This window comes from Antrihabitans spumae (assembly GCF_043944905.1).
Taxonomy (GTDB): Bacteria; Actinomycetota; Actinomycetes; order Mycobacteriales; family Mycobacteriaceae; genus Antrihabitans; species Antrihabitans spumae.
Genome location: NZ_JBIMSN010000094.1, coordinates 112,474 through 136,607 on the forward strand (window position 1 = coordinate 112,474; position 24,134 = coordinate 136,607).

The 24,134-nt window shown below is 64.4% G+C and carries 22 protein-coding genes; 15 read left to right on the forward strand and 7 right to left on the reverse strand.

Annotated features, from left to right (window positions below):
- Positions 1-7: 7 nt before the first annotated feature.
- From ACHIRB_RS20580 to ACHIRB_RS20590, 3 genes are all read right to left on the reverse strand, one after another.
- Positions 8-2,314 (reverse strand): HelD family protein, encoded by a 2,307-nt coding sequence (locus ACHIRB_RS20580; protein WP_395124330.1) that lies wholly within the window; start codon positions 2,312-2,314, stop codon positions 8-10.
- 61 nt (positions 2,315-2,375) lie between these two features.
- Positions 2,376-2,714 carry an antibiotic biosynthesis monooxygenase family protein gene (locus ACHIRB_RS20585; RefSeq protein ID WP_395124329.1) on the reverse strand — a complete coding sequence of 113 codons (339 nt, stop codon included), beginning with the start codon at positions 2,712-2,714 and terminating at the stop codon, positions 2,376-2,378.
- A gap of 58 nt (positions 2,715-2,772) precedes the next feature.
- A complete protein-coding gene (locus ACHIRB_RS20590; protein WP_395124328.1) occupies positions 2,773-3,693 on the reverse strand; it encodes a DoxX family membrane protein in 921 nt (306 codons plus the stop codon).
- Between ACHIRB_RS20590 and ACHIRB_RS20595 the strand changes: the two genes are divergently transcribed.
- Positions 3,692-4,591, forward strand: coding sequence for a MerR family transcriptional regulator (locus ACHIRB_RS20595; protein WP_395124327.1), 900 nt, complete (start codon positions 3,692-3,694; stop codon positions 4,589-4,591). The genes ACHIRB_RS20590 and ACHIRB_RS20595 overlap by 2 nt on opposite strands.
- An 18-nt stretch (positions 4,592-4,609) precedes the next feature.
- Positions 4,610-5,182, forward strand: a complete 573-nt coding sequence (locus tag ACHIRB_RS20600) for a nitroreductase family deazaflavin-dependent oxidoreductase (RefSeq protein ID WP_395118874.1) — start codon at positions 4,610-4,612, stop codon at positions 5,180-5,182.
- A 3-nt stretch (positions 5,183-5,185) separates the two neighbouring features.
- On the opposite strand, the gene ACHIRB_RS20605 is transcribed toward ACHIRB_RS20600, so the two are convergent.
- Positions 5,186-5,872 carry an MBL fold metallo-hydrolase gene (locus ACHIRB_RS20605; RefSeq protein WP_395124326.1) on the reverse strand — a complete coding sequence of 229 codons (687 nt, stop codon included), beginning with the start codon at positions 5,870-5,872 and terminating at the stop codon, positions 5,186-5,188.
- Between the two features lie 161 nt (positions 5,873-6,033).
- Here ACHIRB_RS20605 and uvrA point away from each other — a divergent pair, with 161 nt between their 5' ends.
- Together uvrA and ACHIRB_RS20615 are read left to right on the forward strand one after the other, a co-directional pair.
- On the forward strand, positions 6,034-8,967 hold the full coding sequence (gene uvrA / locus ACHIRB_RS20610; RefSeq protein WP_395124325.1) for an excinuclease ABC subunit UvrA: 2,934 nt from the start codon (positions 6,034-6,036) through the stop codon (positions 8,965-8,967).
- A 38-nt stretch (positions 8,968-9,005) separates the two neighbouring features.
- On the forward strand, positions 9,006-10,097 hold the full coding sequence (locus ACHIRB_RS20615) for an alpha/beta hydrolase family protein (RefSeq protein ID WP_417282111.1): 1,092 nt from the start codon (positions 9,006-9,008) through the stop codon (positions 10,095-10,097).
- A gap of 4 nt (positions 10,098-10,101) precedes the next feature.
- Here the strand turns inward: ACHIRB_RS20615 and ACHIRB_RS20620 are convergent, their stop codons facing one another.
- Complete coding sequence (locus ACHIRB_RS20620) at positions 10,102-10,809, reverse strand: alpha/beta fold hydrolase (protein ID WP_395124323.1); 708 nt, start codon at positions 10,807-10,809, stop codon at positions 10,102-10,104.
- A gap of 124 nt (positions 10,810-10,933) precedes the next feature.
- Between ACHIRB_RS20620 and ACHIRB_RS20625 the strand changes: the two genes are divergently transcribed.
- On the forward strand, positions 10,934-12,529 hold the full coding sequence (locus ACHIRB_RS20625) for an alpha/beta fold hydrolase (protein WP_395124322.1): 1,596 nt from the start codon (positions 10,934-10,936) through the stop codon (positions 12,527-12,529).
- Here the strand turns inward: ACHIRB_RS20625 and ACHIRB_RS20630 are convergent.
- Positions 12,523-12,855: a DUF1844 domain-containing protein gene (locus tag ACHIRB_RS20630; RefSeq protein WP_199706602.1), complete on the reverse strand. Its 333-nt coding sequence runs from the start codon at positions 12,853-12,855 to the stop codon at positions 12,523-12,525. The two genes, ACHIRB_RS20625 and ACHIRB_RS20630, sit on opposite strands and share 7 nt — an antisense overlap.
- Before the next feature lie 344 nt (positions 12,856-13,199).
- Here ACHIRB_RS20630 and infC point away from each other — a divergent pair, with 344 nt between their 5' ends.
- The 9 genes from infC (at position 13,200) to ACHIRB_RS20675 (ending at position 21,422) form a co-directional block, all read left to right on the forward strand.
- Complete coding sequence (infC, locus tag ACHIRB_RS20635; RefSeq protein ID WP_395124381.1) at positions 13,200-13,922, forward strand: translation initiation factor IF-3; 723 nt, start codon at positions 13,200-13,202, stop codon at positions 13,920-13,922.
- A 46-nt stretch (positions 13,923-13,968) separates the two neighbouring features.
- The gene (rpmI, locus tag ACHIRB_RS20640) at positions 13,969-14,163 is read left to right on the forward strand and encodes a 50S ribosomal protein L35 (RefSeq protein ID WP_199706600.1); all 195 of its coding nucleotides are present in this window, start codon (positions 13,969-13,971) and stop codon (positions 14,161-14,163) included.
- 52 nt (positions 14,164-14,215) lie between these two features.
- The gene (rplT, locus tag ACHIRB_RS20645; protein WP_199706598.1) at positions 14,216-14,605 is read left to right on the forward strand and encodes a 50S ribosomal protein L20; all 390 of its coding nucleotides are present in this window, start codon (positions 14,216-14,218) and stop codon (positions 14,603-14,605) included.
- 20 nt (positions 14,606-14,625) lie between these two features.
- Positions 14,626-15,426, forward strand: coding sequence for a TrmH family RNA methyltransferase (locus ACHIRB_RS20650; protein ID WP_395124321.1), 801 nt, complete (start codon positions 14,626-14,628; stop codon positions 15,424-15,426).
- Positions 15,427-15,502: 76 nt separating this feature from the next.
- A complete protein-coding gene (pheS, locus tag ACHIRB_RS20655; RefSeq protein WP_395118889.1) occupies positions 15,503-16,534 on the forward strand; it encodes a phenylalanine--tRNA ligase subunit alpha in 1,032 nt (343 codons plus the stop codon).
- Between the two features lie 31 nt (positions 16,535-16,565).
- The gene (pheT, locus tag ACHIRB_RS20660; protein ID WP_395124320.1) at positions 16,566-19,037 is read left to right on the forward strand and encodes a phenylalanine--tRNA ligase subunit beta; all 2,472 of its coding nucleotides are present in this window, start codon (positions 16,566-16,568) and stop codon (positions 19,035-19,037) included.
- A gap of 51 nt (positions 19,038-19,088) precedes the next feature.
- On the forward strand, positions 19,089-19,541 hold the full coding sequence (locus ACHIRB_RS20665; protein ID WP_395124319.1) for a hypothetical protein: 453 nt from the start codon (positions 19,089-19,091) through the stop codon (positions 19,539-19,541).
- Positions 19,538-20,578, forward strand: a complete 1,041-nt coding sequence (locus tag ACHIRB_RS20670; RefSeq protein WP_395124318.1) for a hypothetical protein — start codon at positions 19,538-19,540, stop codon at positions 20,576-20,578. Before ACHIRB_RS20665 ends, ACHIRB_RS20670 begins: the two co-directional genes overlap by 4 nt.
- Before the next feature lie 91 nt (positions 20,579-20,669).
- Entirely contained in the window at positions 20,670-21,422 is a 753-nt protein-coding gene (locus ACHIRB_RS20675; RefSeq protein ID WP_395124380.1) for an N-acetylmuramoyl-L-alanine amidase, read from the forward strand.
- A gap of 23 nt (positions 21,423-21,445) precedes the next feature.
- Here the strand turns inward: ACHIRB_RS20675 and ACHIRB_RS20680 are convergent, their stop codons facing one another.
- The gene (locus tag ACHIRB_RS20680) at positions 21,446-22,933 is read right to left on the reverse strand and encodes a peptide MFS transporter (RefSeq protein WP_395124317.1); all 1,488 of its coding nucleotides are present in this window, start codon (positions 22,931-22,933) and stop codon (positions 21,446-21,448) included.
- A gap of 122 nt (positions 22,934-23,055) precedes the next feature.
- Here ACHIRB_RS20680 and argC point away from each other — a divergent pair, with 122 nt between their 5' ends.
- Positions 23,056-24,114, forward strand: coding sequence for an N-acetyl-gamma-glutamyl-phosphate reductase (gene argC / locus ACHIRB_RS20685; protein ID WP_395124316.1), 1,059 nt, complete (start codon positions 23,056-23,058; stop codon positions 24,112-24,114).
- Positions 24,115-24,134: the final 20 nt, after the last annotated feature.

A 24,134-nucleotide genomic window follows, 5' to 3' on the forward strand; every position in this document is an offset into this window, starting at 1 on the left:
CTCGCGGTCAGTTTCCTGCGGCGATCGAGCGCCCTGACGCCGCGTCGTTGCGGTCGGAATCGACGAGACCGGCTAGTTCGATCGGTAGTGGCCGGGAATGTACGACGCCGAGGCGTTGCGTAGCTCGCGTAAGAGCAACGTACAGGTCGTTTCGCCCGCGTGGAGACTCATCGAGGACCTGAGCGGGCTCGACGATGAAAACGACGTCGAACTCGAGACCTTTCGCCTCCCGCACGGTGAGGACGCTCACCGAGTCGCTTGCGAGGTCTGCGAAAGTTGCTGACAACTCTTTCGGCACGATCACAGCGGTCTGGCCTGGGCCCGTTTCGGCGGCCACGTAGTCGCGAACGATCGTTTCGAGGGCAGCGGCGTCTACCGCGTGCGCCCAGGGCGGGACGCCAGAGTCTCGCACCGACCGTGGCACCGTCGCCGTTGGATCGATGGCGCTGAGCACGTCCTGCGCGATACCCATGATCTCGGCGGGTGTCCGGTAGTTCACCGTCAGCTCGGCCAGCTTCCAGCGCCGCGCCACATACGGCTCGAGGATGCGTTGCCACGAGGTGGTGCCGGCGGGGTCGCCGGTCTGCGCGACGTCGCCGACGACGGTGATCCAGCGATTCGGTATGCGGCGCATGACCATTCGCCACGCCATCTCGGACAGTTCCTGCGCTTCGTCGATGATGACGTGACCGTAGGTCCAGGTGCGGTCGCCCGCAGCACGTTCCGCGGTGGTGAGTCGCACACCGGAGTTCTGCCGCTGTGCGAGTTGACTGGCGTCGATCAGGTCGTAGGCCATCAGGATCTCGGGATCCAGTTCGTCTTCGAGATCTTGCGGTGCAGAACCGGTCAGGATGTCGAGTGCGCCCTGTGCGTCGGCGATCTGGGCTCGCCATTGCCGCTGGTTGCGTTCGCGCTCTTCCGCGTCGTCGACGCCGAGTAGCTCGGCTAGTTCGTCGAGCAGGGGAGCGTCGGCAGGGGTGAAGCCGCGACGTTCCGAGGTCAGCAGCGCTGCACGGTCGTCGGCAGCGAACTGCTGGGCGGCAGTCGACAGTCGCACGTCCGATGCGAGCAGGTCGACCAGTACCTCCTGCGGAGACAGCTCCGGCCACAGGCTGCCGATGGTCGCCATGACCTCAGCGTCCGACCGCATCTCGTCGCGGATATCGGCGATGTCGTCGCGGCTGAGCAGATTCGAGCCGCCGACGACGTTGCTGCCGATCGTGGTCGCGATCTGGTCGGTCAGCGAATCGATGACGCTGGAGACGAAGATCGGGCGAGCCAGGTTGTGCGGCCTACGCGAGGAACGTGCTCTGCCACGGGCCCGCGTGACGGTCTTGCGGTCGAGCGACACCTCGTAGGACTCGAAGCGCAGCGTAATCGTCTCGTCGGGAACCAACTGCCGATCTCTGACTGCGTTCTTGAGCACCTCGACCATGGTCAGCGAGCCTTTGAGTTCCGAAGCTCGCAGCGAATCTTCCCGAGTCGCGCGAACACCCGGGTAGAGATCGCCGATCGTCGACAGCAGGACACCGGTCTCGCCGAGCGACGGCAGCACCTGCCCGATGTAATCGAGGAACGTCGCGTTCGGCCCGATGATCAGGACGCCGCTCTTCGCCAGCTGCTGGCGATAGGTGTACAGCAGATACGCCGCCCGATGGAGTGCGACAGCCGTCTTGCCGGTCCCCGGTCCACCCTGAACGACGAGCACGCTCTTGTGATCGGAGCGAATGATGGCGTCCTGCTCGCTCTGAATGGTTTCGACTATGTCGTTCATGTGGCCGGTTCTGGCTGCGTTGAGCGCAGCGAGCAACGCGCTTTCGGTGCCGACTCCGCCGGAGTCCTCCGTACGACCTGCCTCCTGCGCAGCGTCGAGGTCGAGGTATTCGTCGTTGACGGCGGTCACTCGGCGGCTGCGAGACCGAATGTGACGACGTCGAATCACGCCGTCCGGCATGGCAGTCGTCGCGAGGTAGAACGGACGTGCCATCGGCGCCCGCCAGTCGAGAAGCAGCGTCTCGTAGTCGTTGGCTTCGTCGAGGATTCCCAGCCGTCCGACGTAGCGCAACTCGTCGTCGCTCATATCGATTCTGCCGAAGCACAAACCGTTTTCGGCCGCGTCGTACTTCGCGAGGTCGTCGGTGTACAGCTGGCTGAACGATTCGCGCTCGCTGCGAGCCTGCGGCGTCCCACCCGTCTCCAGCAGAACTTTGCTCAGTCGCGTCGACGCGTACTTCCGCATGCTGTCGAGCTGGTGGTACAGCGTCGACACGTACTCCTGCTCACGGTCCAGGGCACTCTGGCCGTCGTCAGGCAATAGGTACTCCTCGGTGTCGGGCGCGACTTGTCGCGGGATCGCAAAAATCGCCCTGAGAAGTCTAGTTGGAGATCGAAGGGTGCGCCGAAGTGCCCGGTCGGGGGGCCGCGTGGGTCACCCGGACAAAATGTTCGACAGTCGGAAACGGCTCGTAGAAGCCGTGCAGCAATTCGCGCCAGCGTTCGTACTCGGCCGATCCGCGGAAGCCTTCGGTGTGGTCTTCCAGCGTCTCCCACTCGACGAGCAAAAGGTACGAGGTCGGCGTCTCGATCGACCGGGACAGAGTGAGCGATCTGAAGCCGGGCATGACCGCGATGATCGAGCGGGCGTGCTCGAAAGCAGCCTCGAACCGGGTCTCTTCGCCTGGTCGAACGGGGAGCAGTGCATGTTCGAGAATCATCGCGACGAACTCCTCGGCCTACGGACCGCCGTGCGTGGCGGTCCGTCGACCTCGAAGACTAGCTGTACTCGGCGGCCTTGGACTTCACTGCGCGTGAGGCCTTGGCTGCTTCCTTCTTGGCTCTTGCCGCCTCTTTCCTGGTCACCTTTGCGAGCACTTCGCCGCGTTCGGCTGCACGGGCAGCAAGCTCGCTGCTGCGGTTGCGCGCCGCTTCGGCAAGCTCCGGTCCGTGCTCGCGTGCGTAGTCACCCAACTCGCGGCCACGCTCGGCGGCCGCTTCCGCGAGCTCACTGCCGCGTTCTTTGGCTGCGGCTGCAATGCCTGGTCCGCGTTCGCGGGCGACCTCGGCGAGCTCGTTGCCGCGCTCTATTGCAGCGGCTGCGATCACCGGTCCGCGTTCGCGCGCGACCTCGGCAAGCGCGCGACTCCTCTCTGCTGCGGCGTGCAAGCCGTGGCTCACAGTCTCGCCGAACGCTCCGGTCTCGGCGGCAGCGCCGATCGGGAGTGCGGACGACACAGCCGCGGTTGCGCGACGTGCCGCTCGGCGTCCACGCCAACCGAGCGACGGCTTACCTTCGGTATCCACAGCCGCGATCATCAGACCACCGAGCAGGCTGAGGCCCGTGAGGAATTCGGTGCGCTCCTGCGCCTTGAGCTGGGGGTCGGTTTCGTTCCAGAAGGCGTTGCGGCCGAGGTTGCCAGGGACGAGGGTGCCGGCAAGAGCGATCGACGCGAGACGCGGCGCCTTGTTGGTCGCCAGCAGTGCGCCACCCGCGATCTGGATGGCGGCGTTGATCCGGACTACTTGCTCGGCATCGGTCGGCACCTTGGATGAGTACTTGTCGGGCAGCACCTCTTGGCTCTTGTCGAGGAGCGGCCGGGTGGCGTCGGCTGAGAGCTTCGTATTCCTCAGGGACTCGATGCCCTGCGCGATGAAGATCGTCGACATTAGCGGTCGGGCAATTCTGCGAATCAACATGACGCGAGGGTTCCCACAGCGCCCTTGCGCGAAACGTGACATCGACAACTTCGGGTCAGAACAGCGGTGGCTGACTGCGTATCAGGCAGCGTTCGATTCGCTAGGCTGGCCCGACCACCCGGCGATCGACAGGGGACTGCGGCAAGTGGACTACCGGATCGATGATCTCGCGAGAGAGGCCGGAACGACGTCACGCAACGTCCGCGCTTATCAGGAGCGCGGCTTGCTACCACCCGCTGTCAGGTGGTCGGGCCGAGCGGCGATCTACGACGAGACGCATCTGGAACGACTGAAAATCATCGATGCGCTACTGCAGCGAGGTTTCACCACTGCGCATATCGCCGACTTCATCACCAGCTGGGAAACGGGCAAGGACATGTCCGAGGTGCTGGGACTGCAACATGCTGTCACTGCAACCTGGGGCGACACCAGTTCCATCGACGTGCCTCGCGAGTTGGTCGATACGTTTCTCGGGTCGGACGCACGGGACCTGGTCGATCGGCTCATCGAACTCGGGCTTGCTCGCGCCAAGGACGACGATACGATCACGTTCACCCGCCCGAGCATGCTCGAAGCGTTCGCCGAGCTGCACACCTTCGGCCTGCAGCTGCGCGATGTCATCGACCTGTACAGCGACATCGCCCAACGCGTCGACGACATAGCCAGGCTGATGGTCGACACTGCGCGTTCGCACATCACCGCTCAGCACGGGCCTGGTTGGCTACCCGATACCGACGAGGACATCGCCGCAACAACCAACATGATCAGCCACATGCGCGAGATCGGCATCGCTGCCGTCCACGACACGCTGGCCTCGGCGATGGAAAACACGGTCGCGACCCAGCTCGGCGAATACCTATCGGTGGCATTTCAGAAGCGCAAGGTGGAGTCCGAGTAAACAACATTCGGGGGTGCAATGGACGATCGAAAAGATGGGTCGGTTCCCGACTCGCTTCGGTACACGGACGGCAACTACGTAGCCGAACGAGGACGATGGCTGACCGGCGGCGACTCGGTACGAGGAAGACGAGTCGCGGCCAGAATGTTGCGTGCGGTGCACAAGCCGTGGTTCCGCGTGTGGTTGCCACACGGCGTGGGCGTACTCACGACAACGGGCCGAAAAACGGGTAAACCACGGACCACCTACATCAAGGCGGTCCGTGCAGGAGACAAGGCCTACCTGGTTGCGATACCGGGTCAGCAGGCGCTGTGGCTGAAGAACATCCGGGCCGATTCATCGGTGCGGTTGCGAGTGCGCGGCGGCACCTTCGCGGGCGTGGCGCGAGAGCCGCACGACGACAGCGAGCGGCGGACGGCCTACGACGCATTTTGCGGCACGGTCCACCCGTTCGACTACGTGGAGAATGCCTTCCATCGGCGCGGGCTGCCGACCCGCGCGAAGATCGTCGAGCTGCATCGAGCCTGGTTCGACGGTGGGATTCCGTTGGTTGTCGATCTCGAGAAGGATGCGGGAACGCTCGAGTCCTGAGAGTTACCAGCCGCGCTCTCGCCACTCCGCCAGGTGGGGGCGTTCGTTTCCGAGTGTGGTGTCGTCACCGTGGCCGGGGTAGACGATCGTGTCGTCACCGAAGCGGCCGAACAGCTTCGTCTCGACGTCGGCCATCAGGCTGGCGAACTTCTCCGCGTCCGCTGTTTTTCCGACGCCGCCGGGGAACAGCGAGTCGCCGGTGAACAGGTGCACTCGCCCACCCGGTTCGGTGAGTGCCAGCGCGACCGATCCAGGCGTGTGGCCGCTCAGGTGGATGATCTCGAGCTCGAGTTCACCGATCTGAATACTTTCGCCGTCGTCGAGATCGAAGTCGGGCGGAACCGGAAGCGGCTCTGCGTCGAGAGGGTGCGCAGCCGTCGAGGCGCCGATCGCGGAGACGACATCCTGTAGCGCCAACCAGTGGTCGGGATGGGAATGTGTTGTGACGATAAGCTCGAGAACGCCGCCGGCCTCCGCTCGGACGAGCTGGATAAGTCGCGGCGCTTCGTTCGCGGCGTCGATGAGCAGCGACAAGCCCGTCGAGGAACATTGCACCAGGTAGGCGTTGTTATCCATAGGACCGACCGAGATCTTGATAATGCTCGCGCCATCGACTGTGCGTCGTTGGGCGGACGAACCGGGGGCGATGTGGCCGGTGTAGTTGCTGTCGATTGCGACGGGTTGCTCCATGTTCCGCAGGCTACCGTCGTGGGTATGCGGCCGTTGCTCGCCCATTCGTCCAAGAAACTTGTCGGTGGGCCGACATAGCATGTGGACCGCGTGCGCTGTCGTCGCACGGACCTCGTGAATTGCACCTGTTTGTGACTAGTTCTGACAAGAAGGGACTGCCAGTGGCGGACCGCCTGATCGTGCGGGGTGCTCGCGAGCACAATCTGCGCGGGATCGATCTCGACCTCCCTCGTGACAGCCTGATCGTTTTCACCGGACTCTCCGGATCCGGTAAATCGAGCCTGGCGTTCGACACGATCTTCGCCGAAGGTCAACGTCGTTACGTCGAGTCGTTGTCGGCCTATGCGCGTCAGTTCCTCGGGCAGATGGACAAGCCCGACGTCGATTTCATCGAGGGGCTCTCACCGGCGGTATCGATCGACCAGAAGTCGACCAACCGCAACCCGCGCTCGACGGTAGGCACCATCACCGAGGTGTACGACTACCTGCGCCTGCTCTATGCGCGAGCCGGCGACGCACACTGCCCGGTCTGTGGTGAACCGATCGCAAAACAGACGCCTCAGCAGATCGTGGATCAGGTACTGGCCATGGAGGACGGCACCAAGTTTCAGGTGCTCGCTCCTGTGGTCCGGACCCGCAAGGGCGAGTTCGTCGACCTGTTCGAACAACTGCAGTCGCAGGGGTATGCGCGTGTCCGGGTCGACGGTGTCGTCCACCCGTTGACCGAGCCTCCGACGCTGAAGAAGCAGGAAAAGCACGACATCGAGGTCATCGTCGACCGGTTGACGGTGAAGGCCAGCTCCAAACAGCGGCTGACCGACTCGGTCGAGACCGCTCTGCGCCTCGCCGACGGCATCGTCGTCCTCGATTTCGTCGATCGCGACGAGCAGGCGCCCGATCGTGAACGCCGGTATTCCGAACGGCTCGCGTGCCCGAACAATCATCCACTCGACATCGACGATCTCGAGCCGCGTTCGTTCTCCTTCAACTCTCCGTACGGTGCGTGCCAGGAGTGTGTAGGACTCGGCATTCGTAAAGAGGTCGATCCCGAGCTGGTCGTTCCGGACCCGGAGCTGAGTCTCGAGGACGGTGCGATCGCGCCGTGGTCGGTCGGGCAGCAGGCGGAGTACTTCGGTCGGCTGTTGTCAGGATTGTCGGAGATCATCGGCTTCTCGATGCGGACGCCGTGGAAGGATCTACCGGCCAAGGCTCGCAAGGCGGTGCTCGAGGGCAGTTCCGACCAGGTGCACATTCGCTACAAGAACCGGTACGGCCGCACCCGCTCTTATTACGCCGACTTCGAGGGCGTCATGCCCTTCCTGCATCGCCGGATGGAGAACACCGAATCGGAGCAGATGAAGGAGCGGTACGACGGCTACATGCGCGACGTGCCGTGTCCTGCCTGCAACGGCGCTCGGCTCAAGCCCGAGATTCTGTCGGTGACCATCTCGGCGGGCGAGGACAAGAAGTCGATCGCCGAAGTCAGCGAGTTGTCGATAGCGGAGTGCTCGGAGTTCCTCGGCAACCTGACCCTCGGCCCGCGACAGAAGGCGATCGCGGGTCAGGTGCTCAAGGAAGTGCAGGCCAGGCTCGGGTTCCTACTCGATGTCGGTTTGCAGTACCTCTCGCTGTCACGCGCGGCGGGAACGCTCTCCGGTGGTGAGGCGCAGCGTATTCGGCTGGCGACCCAGATCGGGTCGGGGCTGGTCGGCGTGCTGTATGTGCTCGACGAACCATCGATCGGTTTGCATCAGCGCGACAACCGGCGGCTCATCGAAACCCTCACGCGGCTGCGGGATCTCGGCAACACGCTCATCGTCGTCGAACACGACGAAGACACCATTCGGGCGTCCGACTGGGTCGTCGACATCGGTCCGCTCGCAGGTGAGCACGGTGGTCGCGTCGTGCACAGCGGACCGTACGAAGAACTGCTAACCGATCCCGAATCGCTCACCGGCGCCTATCTTTCCGGTCGATCGGAGATCGCGATCCCGCTCGTGCGACGGATCGCGAACCGGAAACGTCAGGTGACGGTTGTCGGTGCACGCGAGCACAACCTCCGAGGCATCGACGTGAGTTTCCCGCTCGGGGTGCTCACCGCGGTCACCGGCGTCAGCGGCTCGGGCAAATCGACGCTGGTCAACGACATCCTCGCGACGGTCATGGCCAACAAGCTCAACGGCGCGCGGCAGGTACCTGGGCGCCACACCCGAATCAACGGATTGGATCAACTCGACAAACTCGTCCAGGTCGACCAGTCGCCGATCGGACGTACCCCGCGATCCAATGCGGCGACCTACACGGGCGTTTTCGACAAGATCAGGACGTTGTTCGCGGCGACCACCGAAGCCAAGGTCCGCGGTTACCAGCCGGGTCGCTTCTCGTTCAACGTGAAGGGCGGCCGGTGCGAGGCATGCTCGGGCGACGGCACCCTGAAGATCGAGATGAACTTCCTTCCGGATGTGTACGTCCCCTGCGAGGTCTGCCACGGTGCGCGGTACAACCGCGAAACGCTGGAAGTGCACTACAAGGGCAAGACGATCGCCGAGGTCCTCGACCTGTCGATCGAGGAGGCCGCTGACTTCTTCGAACCCATCACGTCCATCCATCGGTATCTGAAGACGCTCAACGATGTCGGTCTCGGCTACGTCAGGCTCGGCCAGCCTGCACCCACGCTGTCGGGAGGCGAAGCGCAGCGCGTGAAGCTTGCCGCCGAACTGCAGAAACGTTCGACCGGACGGACCGCCTACATTCTCGACGAGCCGACGACCGGCCTGCACTTCGAGGACATCCGCAAACTTCTGATCGTCGTCAACGGATTGGTCGACAAGGGCAACACCGTCATCGTGATCGAGCACAATCTCGATGTGATCAAGACATCGGACTGGGTGGTCGACATGGGACCGGAGGGTGGGTCGGGCGGCGGCGTCGTCGTCGCAGAGGGCACGCCGGAAGAGATTGCGGACGTCGAGGAAAGCTACACAGGTCAGTTCCTGAAGACGGTGCTGAAGCCGGCGTCGACGGCGATCAAGACGGCTCCCAAGAAGCGGGCACCGCGCAAGCGGGCCGCGGTCGGGGCAGGCGCGAAGTCGTGACTCGGTTCGCCGCGGTCGTGGCGGCAGTCGTGATCGCGATGCTGTTCTCGCTCGTTGTCGCTGCACCCGCCGTGGCTGACGACCGCAGCCCGGGGACCGTGGTCAGCGCCGATTCGCTACCGGTCGAGATCCGAGTACCGGGCTCGGCCGACGCCTACCGGTTGACTTACTGGACAACGGGTCCAGACGGTCCGGCACTCAGCAGTGGAGCTGTCTACCTGCCGCCCGGCCCCACACCAGCTGGTGGCTGGCCGGTGGTCGCATGGGCGCACGGCACACTTGGACTCGGCGACCAGTGCGCGTACAGCGTGCGCGGTCCGCTTCGGCCCGAACGTGACTTCGCATACCTGTCGACCTGGCTGTCGAAGGGCTACGCGATCGTCGCCTCCGACTACGCAGGGCACGGCGTCGCAGGTCCGACGCATTACCTCAACGGCATCGTCGAAGCGCACAGCGTCGTCGACATGGTCAAGGCAAGTACCGCGACTTACGCGAGCCTGTCCGATCGATGGGTTGTCATCGGCCAGTCGCAAGGTGCAGGAGCGGCCTTGACCACCGCCCGCTACGCCACGGAGTTCGGTGGTTCGGGCCTCGACTACCGTGGCGCCGTCGCAACGGGTGTGCCCGCCGACATCGAGGATGTCGTCGCTCTGCTCGGGCCGGGTGTCCCACCGATCGCGGTCGGGGAGAACTTGAACACCTATCTCGTCTACATCCTGTCCGGCTTGCGAGCGACCTTCCCGGCATTGAACATCGATTCGTTCCTCACCCAGCGGGGCGTCGACCTCGTGAACCGAGCCGAGACCGTCTGTTACGACGAATTCGGCCCGTCGGTCGACGGAGTTGCCATCGGATCGCTGTTCACGAAGCCGCTTTCCTCGATCCCTGGTGTTTCCGACATCTTGCGCAACTTTATGGGGATACCGGAAAACGGTTACGACAGACCATTTTTCATCGGCCAGGGGCTACTCGACACCGACGTCGTTACGCCCGCGACGATCGCCTTCGCCGCCCGGCTCACAGCGAACGGTCAACCCGTCACGTTCCGACCGTATCCCTCGGACCACGATGGAACGATGGCTCTTTCGCTCGCCGACTCGGTGCCGTTCGTCGCTCGACTGTTCGGATAGTCGCCTACTTGTTCGCCGCAGTGTGGATGATCTCGGCCAGTTCGGCAGGCTTCGACCACATCGGCCAGTGACCGGTCGGCAGATCGACGTAGTCGGCGTCGATGTCGCGTAGAGCGAGGCCGATGGGATGGCCTTCGTCGCGCATCTGCTGCACCGCGAACGAGGGAAAGCTACTGCACACGATCGTTGTCGGAATGCCATTGCGTGCAACATTTTTCAACTCGAGCGTGCCGCCGGCTACCCGCGCGGGCACCGGTACCGACCGTTCGCGGAACATCGTCAGAGCGGCCTCGTCCAAGCCTTCGAGACTGTTTCCAGCGGCCGTGAGTTCTTCCCAGCTCGGTAGCGGGACCTCGGTCGCCGTCGGATCCAGATCGTCGAAGATGGTGAAGCCGTCCGGCAACGGCGCCGTGTCGACGTAGATGACACAGGCGAATGCATTCGGATCGAGATCGGTTGCGAGGGTGGCGGGTGCTGCCGCTCCGCTGTGCGCGACGAGAACGGTTCTGCCCGCATCGGCATTGTCCGCTGCAGCAAGAAGTGCGCGCGCCTGGTCGTCGAGGCTGACGGCGCTTCGGTCGTCGGCTGCGTCCATGCCGGGGAGCGTCACGGCAGTCACCAGGTCGCCGCGTCGTTGCAGGTCGTCGGCGACCGCGTCCCATGCCCATCCGCCGAGCCAGAAACCGGGAACGAGAAGAATGTTCGTCGTCATGTCCGACAGCATTGCACTCGCTTTCCGACCTGGAATCGGTGAGTCGTCCACGTAACGCGTTCGCGGTCCGGCACCGACCGCACCGGTTTAGGCTTCGGGCACGAACTCGATGCGGAGGTGTTCGATGACGAACGCAGCGTTGCAGGACACAGCGAAACAGGACACAAACCAGTACAACGGGCCCAGGCGTACTCGCGCTGCGTGTGCGTTGGAGTTTCTTGCCTTGGCAGGAGTTGCCGCGCTCGTGACGCTCGCTGTGATCGGGGGAGCCCTCTACTGGCTGGTCGACACGACGACGCTGTGGTGGGGTTTTGTGGTCGTCCTGTTCGCGGGCGCAGCCGCGTTGATGGCCTGGCTCGGCATTCTCGAGTTCTGGAGTGGTCGGCCGTGGCGTGAGCTCGCCGACGAGATCAGGCCAGGGCAGCCGGCGACCGTGCGGACCGCGGACGGTGTGCCGCTGCATGTCGAGATCGACGGTCCGGCCGATGCCGCGGTGACGGTCGTGTTCGTCCATGGGATTCAGATGAATGCCAGCGCATGGCGCTATCAGCGTCCGGCGCTGGAAGATTCGCCGGTACGGCGAGTGAGCTACGACGCGCGCGGCCACGGCAAGTCGGGGACCCGAAAGCTGGACCAGGGAATTCGCGGTCTACGCCAACTAGCCGACGATCTCGGTCGGGTCATCGACGCCACCGCGCCGGAGGGCTATCTCGTGCTCGCTGGGCACGGTATGGGAGGTGCGACCGTCCTTGCGCTCCGCGCTGCCCGACCTGATCTCGCCGACCGCATCGGCGGCCTCGTGCTCTGCTCGACCTCCGCTGGGCCGTTGAGCAAGACGATGTCGTTCGGTTTGTGGCGGGTACTTGCACCGGTGAGTTGGCTGATAAGGCGTGAGGTCGCAGGCTTTATGATTGTTGCCGACGCCGTGCCGCGATTTATGCTGCGGCTACTCGGGCTTGCTCCCTATCTTGTCGGTCTGCGCTTCTTTGCGGTGCACAAGCGGACCGCACTTCGATTGACGACGGCGATCGTCTACGGCAACGGATTTCGGCAGGCGGGCGACATCGTCGTTGCGATTCAGGACCACGACGAACGGGCTGGGCTCGCCGAACTTGGCAACGCCTACACCGCGGTTGTCGGCGGCTTCAACGACCACTTCGTACCGATCGCCGAGCAGGAGAAGCTTGCCGACGCGATTCCCGGTGCGACGATGACCGTTATTCCGAAATGCGGGCACCAGACCGTGTTCGAGAATCCAGAGGTCGTCAACGCCGAGCTGCGTCGGATCATCGACTTGGTGACCGCCGACGCCGACCGGCTACTTGCCGATGCAGCCGAGCAGGAACCGGAGCCGCGGGCGGGTATCGCGACGCTGAGTGCCGAGCGGCTCAGCCCGGACAGGCTGAGCTCCGCAGCGAAGGCGCAGCTGTCAGCTTTGAGTGCTGCACCGGCGGCGGTGTTCGCGCCGGTATCGGTCGGCGCGCGTACCGCGGCCGACTCGGCGCGGTCCACTGCGCGGTCGGCTACCCATTCGGCAGCGCATTCTGCTCAGACCGGGTCGGCAACCATCAAGGAAGCACTCACCGGCTTGGTCGACACCGTCGAACACATGGCGCCAGAGGGTCCGGTGCGGTCCGGACTCCACCTGCTCCACAAAGCGCTCGGTGGCGAGGCCGTCGACGGTGACGACACAACGCCGCGCAGGGGGCCCGCTCAGTAAACAGGCCCGGTCAGCTTCTCGCCGGGACCTTTGCCCGGCTCGTCGGGATGAGCAGACGCTTCGCGGAATGCGCGCTGCAGCGACTGCAAGCCGTCACGGATCGGACCCGCGTGCGGACCCAGGTATTCGAGCGACGCGGTGACGAGACCGGCGAGGGCTGTGATGACTCTGCGAGCTTCGTCGAGGTCGCGACTTGGGCTTTCGTCCGGGTTGGGGTCGGAAAGTCCGAGCTTTTCAGCCGCAGAACTCATCAGCATCACCGCGGCACGGCTGATCACCTCCACTGCGGGGATGTCGGCGAGTTCACGTACAGGCTGGTCGGTCATGGTTGACAGGATTCCATCCTCGGCCCGGTCTCCTGCCCGCGGGGGACTCCTCTTTCCGCTGCGATTCGGTTACGACGTGGGCAAATGATAAGGTTTTCGGTGACGACCTCCCTGGACACTGTTCCGGGGCAGCAAGTGGAGCCCGACTCCCACCGTTACGCGACTTACGTATGCGTCACGGTCCGGTCGCCCGTTCGAGCAATCGAATGGGCTCCCTCTGATTCACGAGGGGTTTCGTCGCGATGCCTTTCGGCATTGGGATGAAGCTGGCCGGTCGACATCGGGCCCCGCATCGGTAACCACCGAGCGGGGCTTCTGGCGTTGATAGTGGGAAGAGTTCCTCCCTGCCGGCGGTTGTCACAAAGACACCGCTCTACCTAGGAGGCCCCATCACCACTGAGACCCGCATCAACGATCGCATCCGAGTTCCCGAGGTCCGGCTTATCGGACCGGGAGGCGAACAGGTTGGAATCGTGCGTGTTGAAGATGCACTTCGTGTCGCTTTGGAAGCAGATCTCGACCTGGTCGAGGTCGCGCCCGATGCCCGTCCACCGGTCTGCAAGATCATGGACTACGGCAAGTTCAAATACGAGACGGCGCAGAAGGCACGCGAATCTCGTAAGAACCAGCAGCAGACCGTCATCAAGGAGCAGAAGCTCCGACCCAAGATCGACGATCACGACTACGAGACGAAGAAGCGCAACGTCATTCGCTTCCTCGAGGTCGGATCCAAGGTCAAGGTGACCATCATGTTCCGTGGACGTGAGCAGTCCCGCCCCGAACTCGGGTACCGGTTGCTCCAGCGTCTCGCGGCGGATGTCGTCGAACTGGGATTCGTCGAGACTTCGGCCAAGCAGGACGGCCGCAACATGACCATGGTCCTCGCACCCCACAAGGGCGCGAAGACCCGCGTGCAGGCGCAAGAAGGCGCGGCAGCCCCTCGGGCCACCGCGGCACCGCGTGTCCCAGCGCAGGCAGCTGGAACACCGCAGGCGCCAGCAACACCGCAGGCTCCTGCGACACCGCAGGCACCAGCAGCGCCGGAAGGCGAAGCAGCAGGCGGTTAGTCACACCGACCACACCGTAAGCAGTACGAACAGAACTGAGGATCACATGCCCAAGATGAAGAGCCACAGCGGCGCCTCGAAGCGATTCAAGGTGTCCGGACGCGGCAAGCTGCTGCGCGAGCAGGCGAACCGTCGCCACCTGCTCGAGCACAAGTCCAGCCGTCGTACCCGTCGTCTCGATGGCCAGACCGACGTGGCCGCTGTCGATGCCCCGCGTATCAAGCGCCTTCTCGGTATCTGACCCTTTTCGATCAATTCGGGCCGCGGGGTCCAACACAGACAGGATTTAGCAAGTGGCACGCGTAAAAAGGGCGGTCAACGCCCAGAAGAAGCGTCGTTCGATTCTCGAGGCATCCAGCGGCTACCGCGGACAGCGGTCGCGGCTGTACCGCAAGGCGAAGGAGCAGCAGCTCCACTCGCTCGCCTACGCCTACCGTGACCGCCGTGCGCGCAAGGGTGACTTCCGCAAGCTGTGGATCACCCGCATCAACGCTGCGGCGCGTCTCAACGACATCACGTACAACCGCTTCGTGCAGGGCCTGAAGGCTGCTGGCGTCGAGGTCGACCGCAAGATTCTCGCTGAGCTTGCCGTCTCCGACGCCGAGGCATTCGCCGGCTTGGTCGCGATCGCGAAGGCGGCACTGCCCGCCGACGTGAACGCGCCTGCCGGTGAGGCTGCCTGATTCAACCCCAGAGACGACCCGTGGACGCGCTCACCGAGCGGACCCCACGGGTCGTTTCGGCTGTCAAGCTCCTTCGCAGCGCCGGTCGGCGTAAGACGGGTGAGTTTCTCGTCGAAGGTGCAAATTCGATCGAAGCTGCACTCGACGGTGGTCACGTCCGCGAGTTGTTCTACACCGCCGATACCAGCGATCGTGCCGCGGCACTCATCGAGCGTGCGGCTGTGTCGTCGGTTCGGGTGGCTCTCGTCGACGACCGCGCTGCTCGCGCGCTCGGTGACACCGTCACACCGCCTGGTCTGGTCGCCGTCTGCAGGCTGATCGATGTTCCGATCGGGGCGGCATTGGTGGGGGATCCGCGGCTAGTTGCGCTTCCGGTCGAGATCGCCGAGCCGGGCAATGCAGGCACTCTCATCCGTGTCGCCGATGCTGTCGGTGCCGATGCCGTTGTGCTTGCCGGCGACACTGTCGATCCACACAACGGCAAGTGCGTCCGGTCGTCGGCGGGCAGTCTGTTCCATCTGCCGATCGCCCGTGAACGCGATGTGCACGCCGCGCTCGATGCGGCGAAGGCGGCTGGCTTGCAATTGCTCGCGACCGCCGCCGACGGAGAAGTAGACCTCGATCGGGCCGACGACGTGCTTGCCCGACCTACCGCGTGGTTGTTCGGAAACGAGGCCCACGGATTGCCTGCCGACGTGCTGGCACGGGCAGATCACAGAGTCCGCATCCCGATCCACGGCCGTGCGGAAAGCCTCAATCTGGCCGCGGCAGCCGCGATCTGCCTCTACAGCAGTGCGCGGGTGCACCGCGCGGGTGCCTAGCGGCGTCGAGCGTAGAAACCGATCCAATAAGATCAGCAGTACATAACGCCCGGTATCGATCTCAGGAGTTCTCGACATGGATCCGCTCAGCGAAGAGTCGCTCGCGTCGGCCGCCGCCGCTGCCGAGAAGGCGTTCGCCGCGGCAGCGGATCTGGATGCACTTGCCGAGGCGAAGACCGAGCATCAGGGTGACAAGTCGCCCATCGCGCTCGCGCGACGTGGCCTCGGAGCCCTGCCGAAGGAGCAGAAGGCCGACGCGGGCAAACGCGTCAACATTGCTCGCGTTCGGGTGAGCGAGGCGTACGACGCGCGCCGCGAGGTGCTGCTCGCCGACCGCGACGCTGCCGTTCTCGTAGCCGAATCGATCGACGTGACCCTTCCTGCCGACCGCAGGCCGCAGGGCGCACGGCACCCGGTAACGGTGATCTCCGAGCAGGTCGCCGACTTCTTCGTCGCAATGGGCTGGGAGATCGCAGAAGGCCCCGAGGTCGAGACCGAACATTTCAACTTCGACGCACTCAACTTCCTGCCCGATCATCCGGCGCGGACGATGCAGGACACCTTCCACGTTGCGCCCGAAGGTTCGCGTCAGGTGCTGCGGACCCACACCTCGCCCGTGCAGATTCGGACGATGCTCGAGCGTGAGCTGCCGATCTACGTTGCGTGCCCCGGCCGAACGTTCCGCACCGACGAGCTGGACACGACGCATACGCCGGTCTTCTCACAGATCGAAGGCCTGGCAGTCGACAAGGGTCTGACGATGGCCAATCTGCGCGGGACTCTCGATGCGTTCGCCCGTGCGCTGTTCGGACCTGATACGCGTACTCGTATGCGGCCCAACTACTTCCCCTTCACCGAGCCGTCGGCCGAGGTCGATGTGTGGTTCCCCGGTAAGAAGGGTGGCGCAGGCTGGGTCGAGTGGGGCGGCTGCGGCATGGTCAATCCGAACGTGTTGCGCGCCTGCGGTATCGACCCCGAGGTGTACAGCGGCTTCGCGTTCGGAATGGGACTGGAACGAACCCTGCAGTTCCGCAACGGGATTCCCGACATGCGCGACATCGTCGAAGGCGACATCCGATTCACGCTGCCGTTCGGCGCGCAGGCCTGATCTTCACCGAGACAAGAGAGCGAAAACAGACGTGCGAGTAGCGCAATCGTGGCTGACCGAGATTATCCAGCGGGCCAATCCCGACTGGTCGGTGACCGCGCAGGAGCTTGACGCCGGTTTCGTGCGGGTCGGTCTCGAGGTCGAGGAGGTCGACACGCTCGAGCCAGTAGACGGACCGTTGGTCGTCGGACGTGTCGTCGAGATCACCGAGCTGACCGACTTCAAGAAGCCGATCCGGTTCTGCCAGGTCGAGGTCGGCGAAGCGGCGCCGCGCGGCATCGTGTGCGGTGCGCGCAATTTCACGGTCGGCGATCTGGTCGTGGTGGCGCTGCCAGGTGCTGTGCTGCCCGGCGGTTTCGAGATCGCGTCGCGCAAGACCTACGGCCACGGATCCGACGGCATGATCTGCTCGGTGTCCGAACTCGGCATCGGCAAGGATCATTCCGGCATCCTTGTCCTCGAACCAGGCACTGCCGAACCAGGTTTCGACGGCAACTCGCTGCTCGGTCTGGGCGACACGATCATCGAACTCAACATCACACCCGATCGTGGGTACTGCTTCTCGGTCCGCGGCCTCACGCGCGAGTTGGCATGCGGTTTCGACCTGGCATTCTCCGATCCCGCCGATGTGGAATCGCCTCCGGCGCAAGGTGAAGCGTGGACGGTGACGATGGAGCCCGAGTCGAGCGCGACTCGGTTCGCGCTGCGCAAAGTCACCGGTATCGATCCGTCGGCAACGAGTCCGTGGTGGTTGCAGCGCCGCCTCCTGCTGTCGGGTGTCCGGCCGATCTCGCCCGCCGTCGATGTGACCAACTACGTGATGCTCGAGGTCGGGCATCCGCTGCACGCCTTCGACGCGGCAAAGGTCGAGGGCGGCTTGGTCGTTCGCCGAGCGGTTGCAGGCGAGAAGCTGCGGACCCTCGACGACGTCGAGCGGCCACTCGACCCCGAAGACGTCGTGATCGCCGACGACACCGGTGTCGTATCGCTTGCAGGCGTCATGGGTGGTGCCTCGACCGAGGTCGGCGCCGACACGGTCGACATCCTGCTCGAAGCAGCCACCTGGAATCCGTTGGCAGTCTTTCGGACTGCGCGTCGGCACAAGTTGTCGTCGGAGGCGAGCAAGCGCTACGAGCGAGTGGTCGACCCCGCGCTGAACGTCAAGGCGCTCGATCGAGCGGCGACGCTGCTTGCCGAGATCACCGGCGGCACTGTGGAACCCGTGCTGACCGACGTCGGTGGTGCACCCGCCGACCGAGCGGCTGTTCGCATGCCGGCGGGTCTACCCGATCAGGTTGCGGGTGTCGCCTATCCAGCGGGCACCGCGGTGCGCAGGCTGACCCAAATCGGTTGTGCGGTAGTCGAAGACGGCGACGAACTCGTTGTGACTCCGCCGAGTTGGCGCCCCGATCTCGTCCAGCCCGCCGACCTCGTCGAGGAAGTGCTCCGGCTCGAAGGGCTCGAGCTGATTCCGTCGATCCTTCCTGCGGCACCTCCCGGACGTGGCCTCACCGCGACACAGAAGCGTCGGCGCGCGCTCGGCCGGGCTTTGGCATTGTCCGGTTTCGTCGAGGTACCCCCGCCGGTGTTCCTGCCGACCGACGTGTTCGATGTGTGGGGCCTCGACGCCGACGATCCGCGGCGTTCCACTTCCCGCGTGCTGAATCCGCTCGAGGCGGATCGACCCGAGTTGGCTACAACGCTGCTTCCCGGTCTGCTCGAGGTTGCCGGCCGCAATATTGCACGCGGTCAGCGTGATCTGGCGATCTTCGGGATCGCTCAGGTGGTGCTGCCTGGTCCGAACACGCGTCCGGTCGATCCGTTGCCGGTCGATCGCCGCCCGACCGACGACGAGATCGCAACGCTCGACGGGTCGTTGCCTGCGCAGCCGGTGCATACCGCAGCTGTTCTGACCGGACTGCGTGAGCCCCGTGGTCCATGGGGACCCGGGCGTCAGGCCGACGCGACAGACGCGTTCGCCGCCGTCGATACGATTGCGTCCGCAGCTGGAGTTACCGTGGAACGCCGAGCGGCCCAACATCTGCCGTGGCATCCCGGTCGTTGCGCGGCACTGGTTGTCGACGGCGTCGTCGTCGGCCACGCAGGTGAGTTGCATCCGGCGGTCCTCGAACGTGCGGGACTGCCGAAGCGCACCTGCGCGCTCGAAATCGATCTCGATGGCCTACCCATCGACACTGGGCTTCCAGCGCCCGCGGTGTCACCTTTTCCTGCTGTGCTGCAGGATGTTTCGGTCAAGGTGGACAAGGCCGTACCGGCCGCTGCCGTCGAAGTGGCCCTGCGTTCGGGTGGTGGCGAGTTGCTGGAAGACATCAGGCTGTTCGACGTGTACACCGGTGAGCAACTCGGCGGCCGCAAGTCGCTGACGTTCGCGCTGCGGTTCCGCGCCGCCGATCGCACCTTGACCGAGGACGAGGCAAGCGCGGCACGTGACGCGGCGGTCGCGGCGGCGTCGGAAGCGGTCGGTGCGCAGATGCGGGCCTGATCCGCGACGGAAAGGACGACTAGCCTGGGAACGGCTACCGAGGAGGCTGTCATGTCCGATCTTGTTGTTCAGCTACAGGCTTTGACCGACGACGAACTACTCGAGGTCGTTCGATCGGCGACCGAGGGACGGCCCGCGCTTGCGGCGGTTCACGACGCGGCCGTGGTGCATTCAGCCGTGGTGCATCCAGCGGAACCGGTTGTCGCAGAGGCTGTTCCTGCACAAGCACAGCCGGGTCCCGCGTCGCCAGGCGTGCTGCCGGCTACGCATCTACCTGATGCGGACTACACGACCGGTGGTGTACCGACCTTCGGTCGGGTGCGCGAGAAGATCGAACAGCGCTTCGGGACGTCGGTCGGTGCGGGGGAGTTGGATCAGGACACAGCTGCGGGTAAGTCGCTGCAGGAGCAGTGGGATGCTCGGGAGAAGGCGGGGCACGACCGGCTGGAGCAGATTCGCCGTTCGATGAAGAAACCTGAAGAACAACCGAAGGGGAACGAGTGAGTTCGGATCCGAACGCGCTTGCGGAGAAGTTGCTCGACGCTCAGGTCGAGTTCGTGATTGCGGAACTGACCGGCGACCGGTTCGAGGACGTGATTCGCCGCGATGTCGCGGATGTGCTCGGTGTTGCGGACACGTTGATCGTGGGGGAAGTTGTCGATCGCGCGCACGTGAAAGAAACCGCGCATCGTGTCGTCGACAAAATCGGTGGCAGCGACATCGTCACCGAGATGGTCGAAGCGATCGCCGAAGCCATCTACGACCTCGCCGAGAGTGACGAGTACAGCCTCGGCGACGTCGTCGATCGGGAACCCGTTGCGGCGTTGATCGAGCAGTTCCTCGCCATGCACACGCTGCACAATCGGGCTTTGGAGCGATTGACCGAGAGCCCGTTGGTCGCCACGGTCGCATCGAGCTTCGTCAACAAGATCGTCGCGGACTTCATGGCCGCCAATCGTGCACGCGCGGAGAAGGTTCCGGGCATGTCGCGGGTGCTGAAGGCGGGTAGTTCGGCAGCGAGCAAGGTTCGTAGCGCCGGCGACCGGCACCTGGAGGGATTCATCGGCGATGTCGCGGGCAGGGGTGCGCAGTTCGCGCTGCGGCGGACCAACAACGCGATCAAAGAGCTGATTCACGATGCGCCGTTGCATGATGCCGCGATGGAGCTGTGGGATCTGCACGCCGACGAACCGGTCAGCGTGCTCCGCGAATACCTCAGTAAGCAGGAACTGCGCGAGGTCGTGATGATCGTGCTCGACATCGTCGAGTCAGGACGCAACAAGGAGTACTTCGGGCACGTCGTCGAAGCCTGCATCGATGTGTTCTTCGACAGGTACGGCGAATTCACCGTCGCTGCGCTGCTGCCCGAACTCGGTTTGACCGGCGACGACATCGTCACCGAGCTCATCACGTTCGCGCCACCCGTCATCGAAGCGGCCAAAGAGAACGGTGTGCTCGCATCGCAGATCCGTGCGCGTCTGGCGCCGTTCTTCACCTCGGAGCAGACCCTCGAATTGCTGGCGTCCGCGCAGGCTGACTAGTTGGTCGGGCCCTCGGCATGAATCCAGGGAACTATCGTCTTCAGGTGTGCGACGACTATTCCCGTTCGGCCTGATCGTCGGCGTCACGACGATCGTGCTCGCAGGCTGCGCCACGCCGGTACCGCCCGCTGCGGTCGAGACCGCTGCGGCACCGACGCAGATCTCCACACAACCTGCGTTGCCGGTGACGCTGGCCTCCCCGCGAGTTGTCGTTCTCGATCCCGGACACAACGGCGGCAACGGGTCGCACGCGGCCGAGATCGGCGCGCTTGTTCCCGATGGTCGAGGGCGGACGAAGCCGTGCAACACGACCGGCACGTCCACCGACGCCGGCTACCCGGAGCACGCGTTCACCTGGGACGTCACTGTCCGAGTGCGGGACGCCTTGATCGCGCGCGGCATCGAGGTCGTGCTCACCAGGCCGAGTGACGACGGTGTCGGGCCGTGTGTCGACGAACGTGCTGCGATCGGTAACCGGGCTGCTGCCGCGGCTGTCGTGTCCATTCATGCCGACGGTGCCACCTCGCCGGGTGCCCATGGTTTTCACGTCGCCTATTCGTCGCCGCCGCTGAATCCCGCGCAGGAGGGTCCGTCGGTTCGGCTGGCGCAGACGTTGCGCGATGGGTTGGCAGGCGCGGGGTTGGTGCCGTCGACCTATGTGGGAGCCGACGGATTGAACCCGCGTGAAGATTTGGCAGGGCTCAACCTGTCGCAGCAGCCGACCGCGCTGATCGAGTGCGGCAACATGCGCGACCCCGGCGAGGCAGAGACGTTGTCGTCGGCTACCGGGCGGCAACGTTATGCCGATGCGATCGCCGCCTCGATCGTCACGTTCGTCGGGTGAAGTCGTCGTCGGCTGACGCTCGCTCAGCGCACGCCGGCCATCATCTTCTTGATCCACGGTGACAAGAGGGCAACGACCACGCCGACCGCGATCGACGCACCACCGATGGCGATGAAGTACGGCTTCTCGTTGGCCTCGTCGTAGTAGCCCGCCAGTGTTCCTGCCATCGCCGACCCGAGCGCAACGGAAAGGAAGAACAGCGCGACCATCTGCGTGTGGAACACCTTGGGAGCCAACTTCGTTGCCAGCGAAAGACCGACGGGGGAGAGCAACAGTTCGGCGAACGTGAACAGCAGCAGAATGCCTGCGAGTGCTATCACCGGCGCACTGTTGGGGCCACCGCCGGAGATCGGGATGAAGCAGAGGAATGCGACGCCCATGACGGCGTTCGCGGCGGCGAACTTGAGCGGTGTAGTCGGTTGCCGCGAACCGAGTTTGGTCCACATCGCGGCGAAGATTCCCGCGAAGATGATGATGAAGACGGGGTTGATCGACTGGACCCATGCCGCCGGGAATTCCCAGCCGAATACGTCGCGGTTCAAGCGTTTGTCGGCGTACTCGGCGATCATGGTGAACTGCTGCTGGAACAAGGACCAGAATGCGGCGCTCGCGATGAACATCGGAATGAACGAGATCACCCGGCTACGTTCGACGGCCGTGATTCGCTTGCTGGACAGCATGACTGCGAAGTAGACGACGGCAGCGACGATCGTGACGCCGACGACGATGTCGGACAGGCTCGCGGCAGTGATGACGCCGGTGATGGAGAGTACGGCGATCAGAATCAGTCCGCCGACCGCGACGGCGATCCACCGCGGGCGTTCGGCGGCGGGCAACGGGTTCGGCGCCGTTGCGCCGACGCCGTGCAAGTGCCTGCGGAACACGGTGTACTGCGTGAGACCGAGGGCCATACCGATTGCGGCCAAACCGAATCCGGCGTGGAAGCCGATCTTGTCCTGAGCGACGCCGGTCAGCAGTGGACCGACGAAACCGCCGATGTTGATACCCATGTAGAAGATCGAGAAGCCGGCGTCTCGACGCTCGTCGTGTTCGGAGTACAACTCGCCGACCATCGACGTTGCGTTCGCCTTCAAGCCACCGCTGCCGACCGCGACGAGGACCAAGCCGACGCCGACGCCGACGACGCCGGGCAGAACCGCAAGGGCGATGTGGCCGAACATGATCAGCACCGCGCTGTAGAACAGGGTCCGCTCGGAGCCGAGCACGCGGTCGGCGATCCAGCCACCGATGATCGTCGACAGGTAGACGGTGCCGCCGTAGGCGCCGACGATGCTCGTCGCAGTCGCCCGATCGATGTCGAGGCCGCCCTCGGTCACCGAGTAGTACAGGTAATAGAGCAGGATGCCCTGCATGCCGTAGAACGAGAAGCGTTCCCACATCTCGACGCCGAACAGATTCGCCAGCGCGAACGGTTGGCCGAAGAAGCCGCGATCGTTTTCTTCGACAGGGGCTTTGGTCAGCGAAACGTCGTCGTCGGCAGGCGTTGTCATAGGAGGTAACTCTGCCACCGCCTCGGCTGATTGGTTGCGGTTTGTCCGGCTTCGACCAGCGATCTTCCTCGAGGCAGACCCACTCTATGAATGAACTTGCATGATGGTGCATAATGAACCGCATGGGAGATTGGACTGTTCAGAACCCCGGCACGATCGCGGTCGCGGGTGCCAGTGGTTACGCGGGCGGGGAAATCCTGCGCCTGCTCCTCGGGCACCCAGCCTACGTGCGTGGTGAACTGTCGATCGGAGCGCTCACCGCGGGCGGTAATACTGGGACGACGCTCGGTGAGCACCACGCTCATCTACTGCCGCTGGCGGATCGAGTGCTCACAGCGACGACCATCGACGAACTCGCGGGTCACGACGTCGTCTTCCTCGGTCTGCCGCACGGCAACTCGGCGGAGATCGCCAACGCGTTGCCGGATTCGACCGTCATCATCGACTGCGGTGCCGACTTCAGGCTCACGGACGCCGCGGCGTGGGAGAAGTACTACGGCACAGCGCATGCCGGGACCTGGCCCTACGGCCTTCCTGAACTTCCCGGTGCGCGCGAACGGCTGACGGGTGCGACGAGGATCGCGGTTCCCGGTTGCTACCCGACCGCAGCAAGCCTCGCGATGGCACCCGCAATTGCGGCAGGCATCGTCGAGCCGCGCGTGAATGTGGTTGCAGTAAGCGGGACTTCCGGTGCGGGCAAGGCGCTCAAGCCGAATCTACTCGGCTCCGAAGTGATGGGTTCGGTGTCGGCGTACGGGGTCGGTGGCGTCCACCGGCACACCCCCGAAATTCGGCAGAACCTGTCGGCAATCTCGGATACCGAGGTGACGGTCTCGTTCACCCCGGTACTGGCTCCGATGCCACGCGGCATTCTCGCGACCTGCACGGCACCGACGACCGTCACCGCCGACGAGGCGCGGGCAGTCTACGAAAAGGCATATGCCGATGAGCCTTTCGTGCATCTGCTACCGGAAGGTCGGTACCCGACGACCGGGTCCGTACTCGGCTCGAACGTGGCTGTAATCGGGCTGACGGTCGACACGGAAGCGGGATTGCTCGTTGTGATCTCCGCGATCGACAACCTCACGAAGGGCACCGCGGGTGGCGCGGTGCAATCGATGAACCTCGCCCTCGGATTCACCGAAACCGACGGGCTCTCGACGGTAGGACTCGCACCGTGACCGCAGCAGACAAGTTGGCA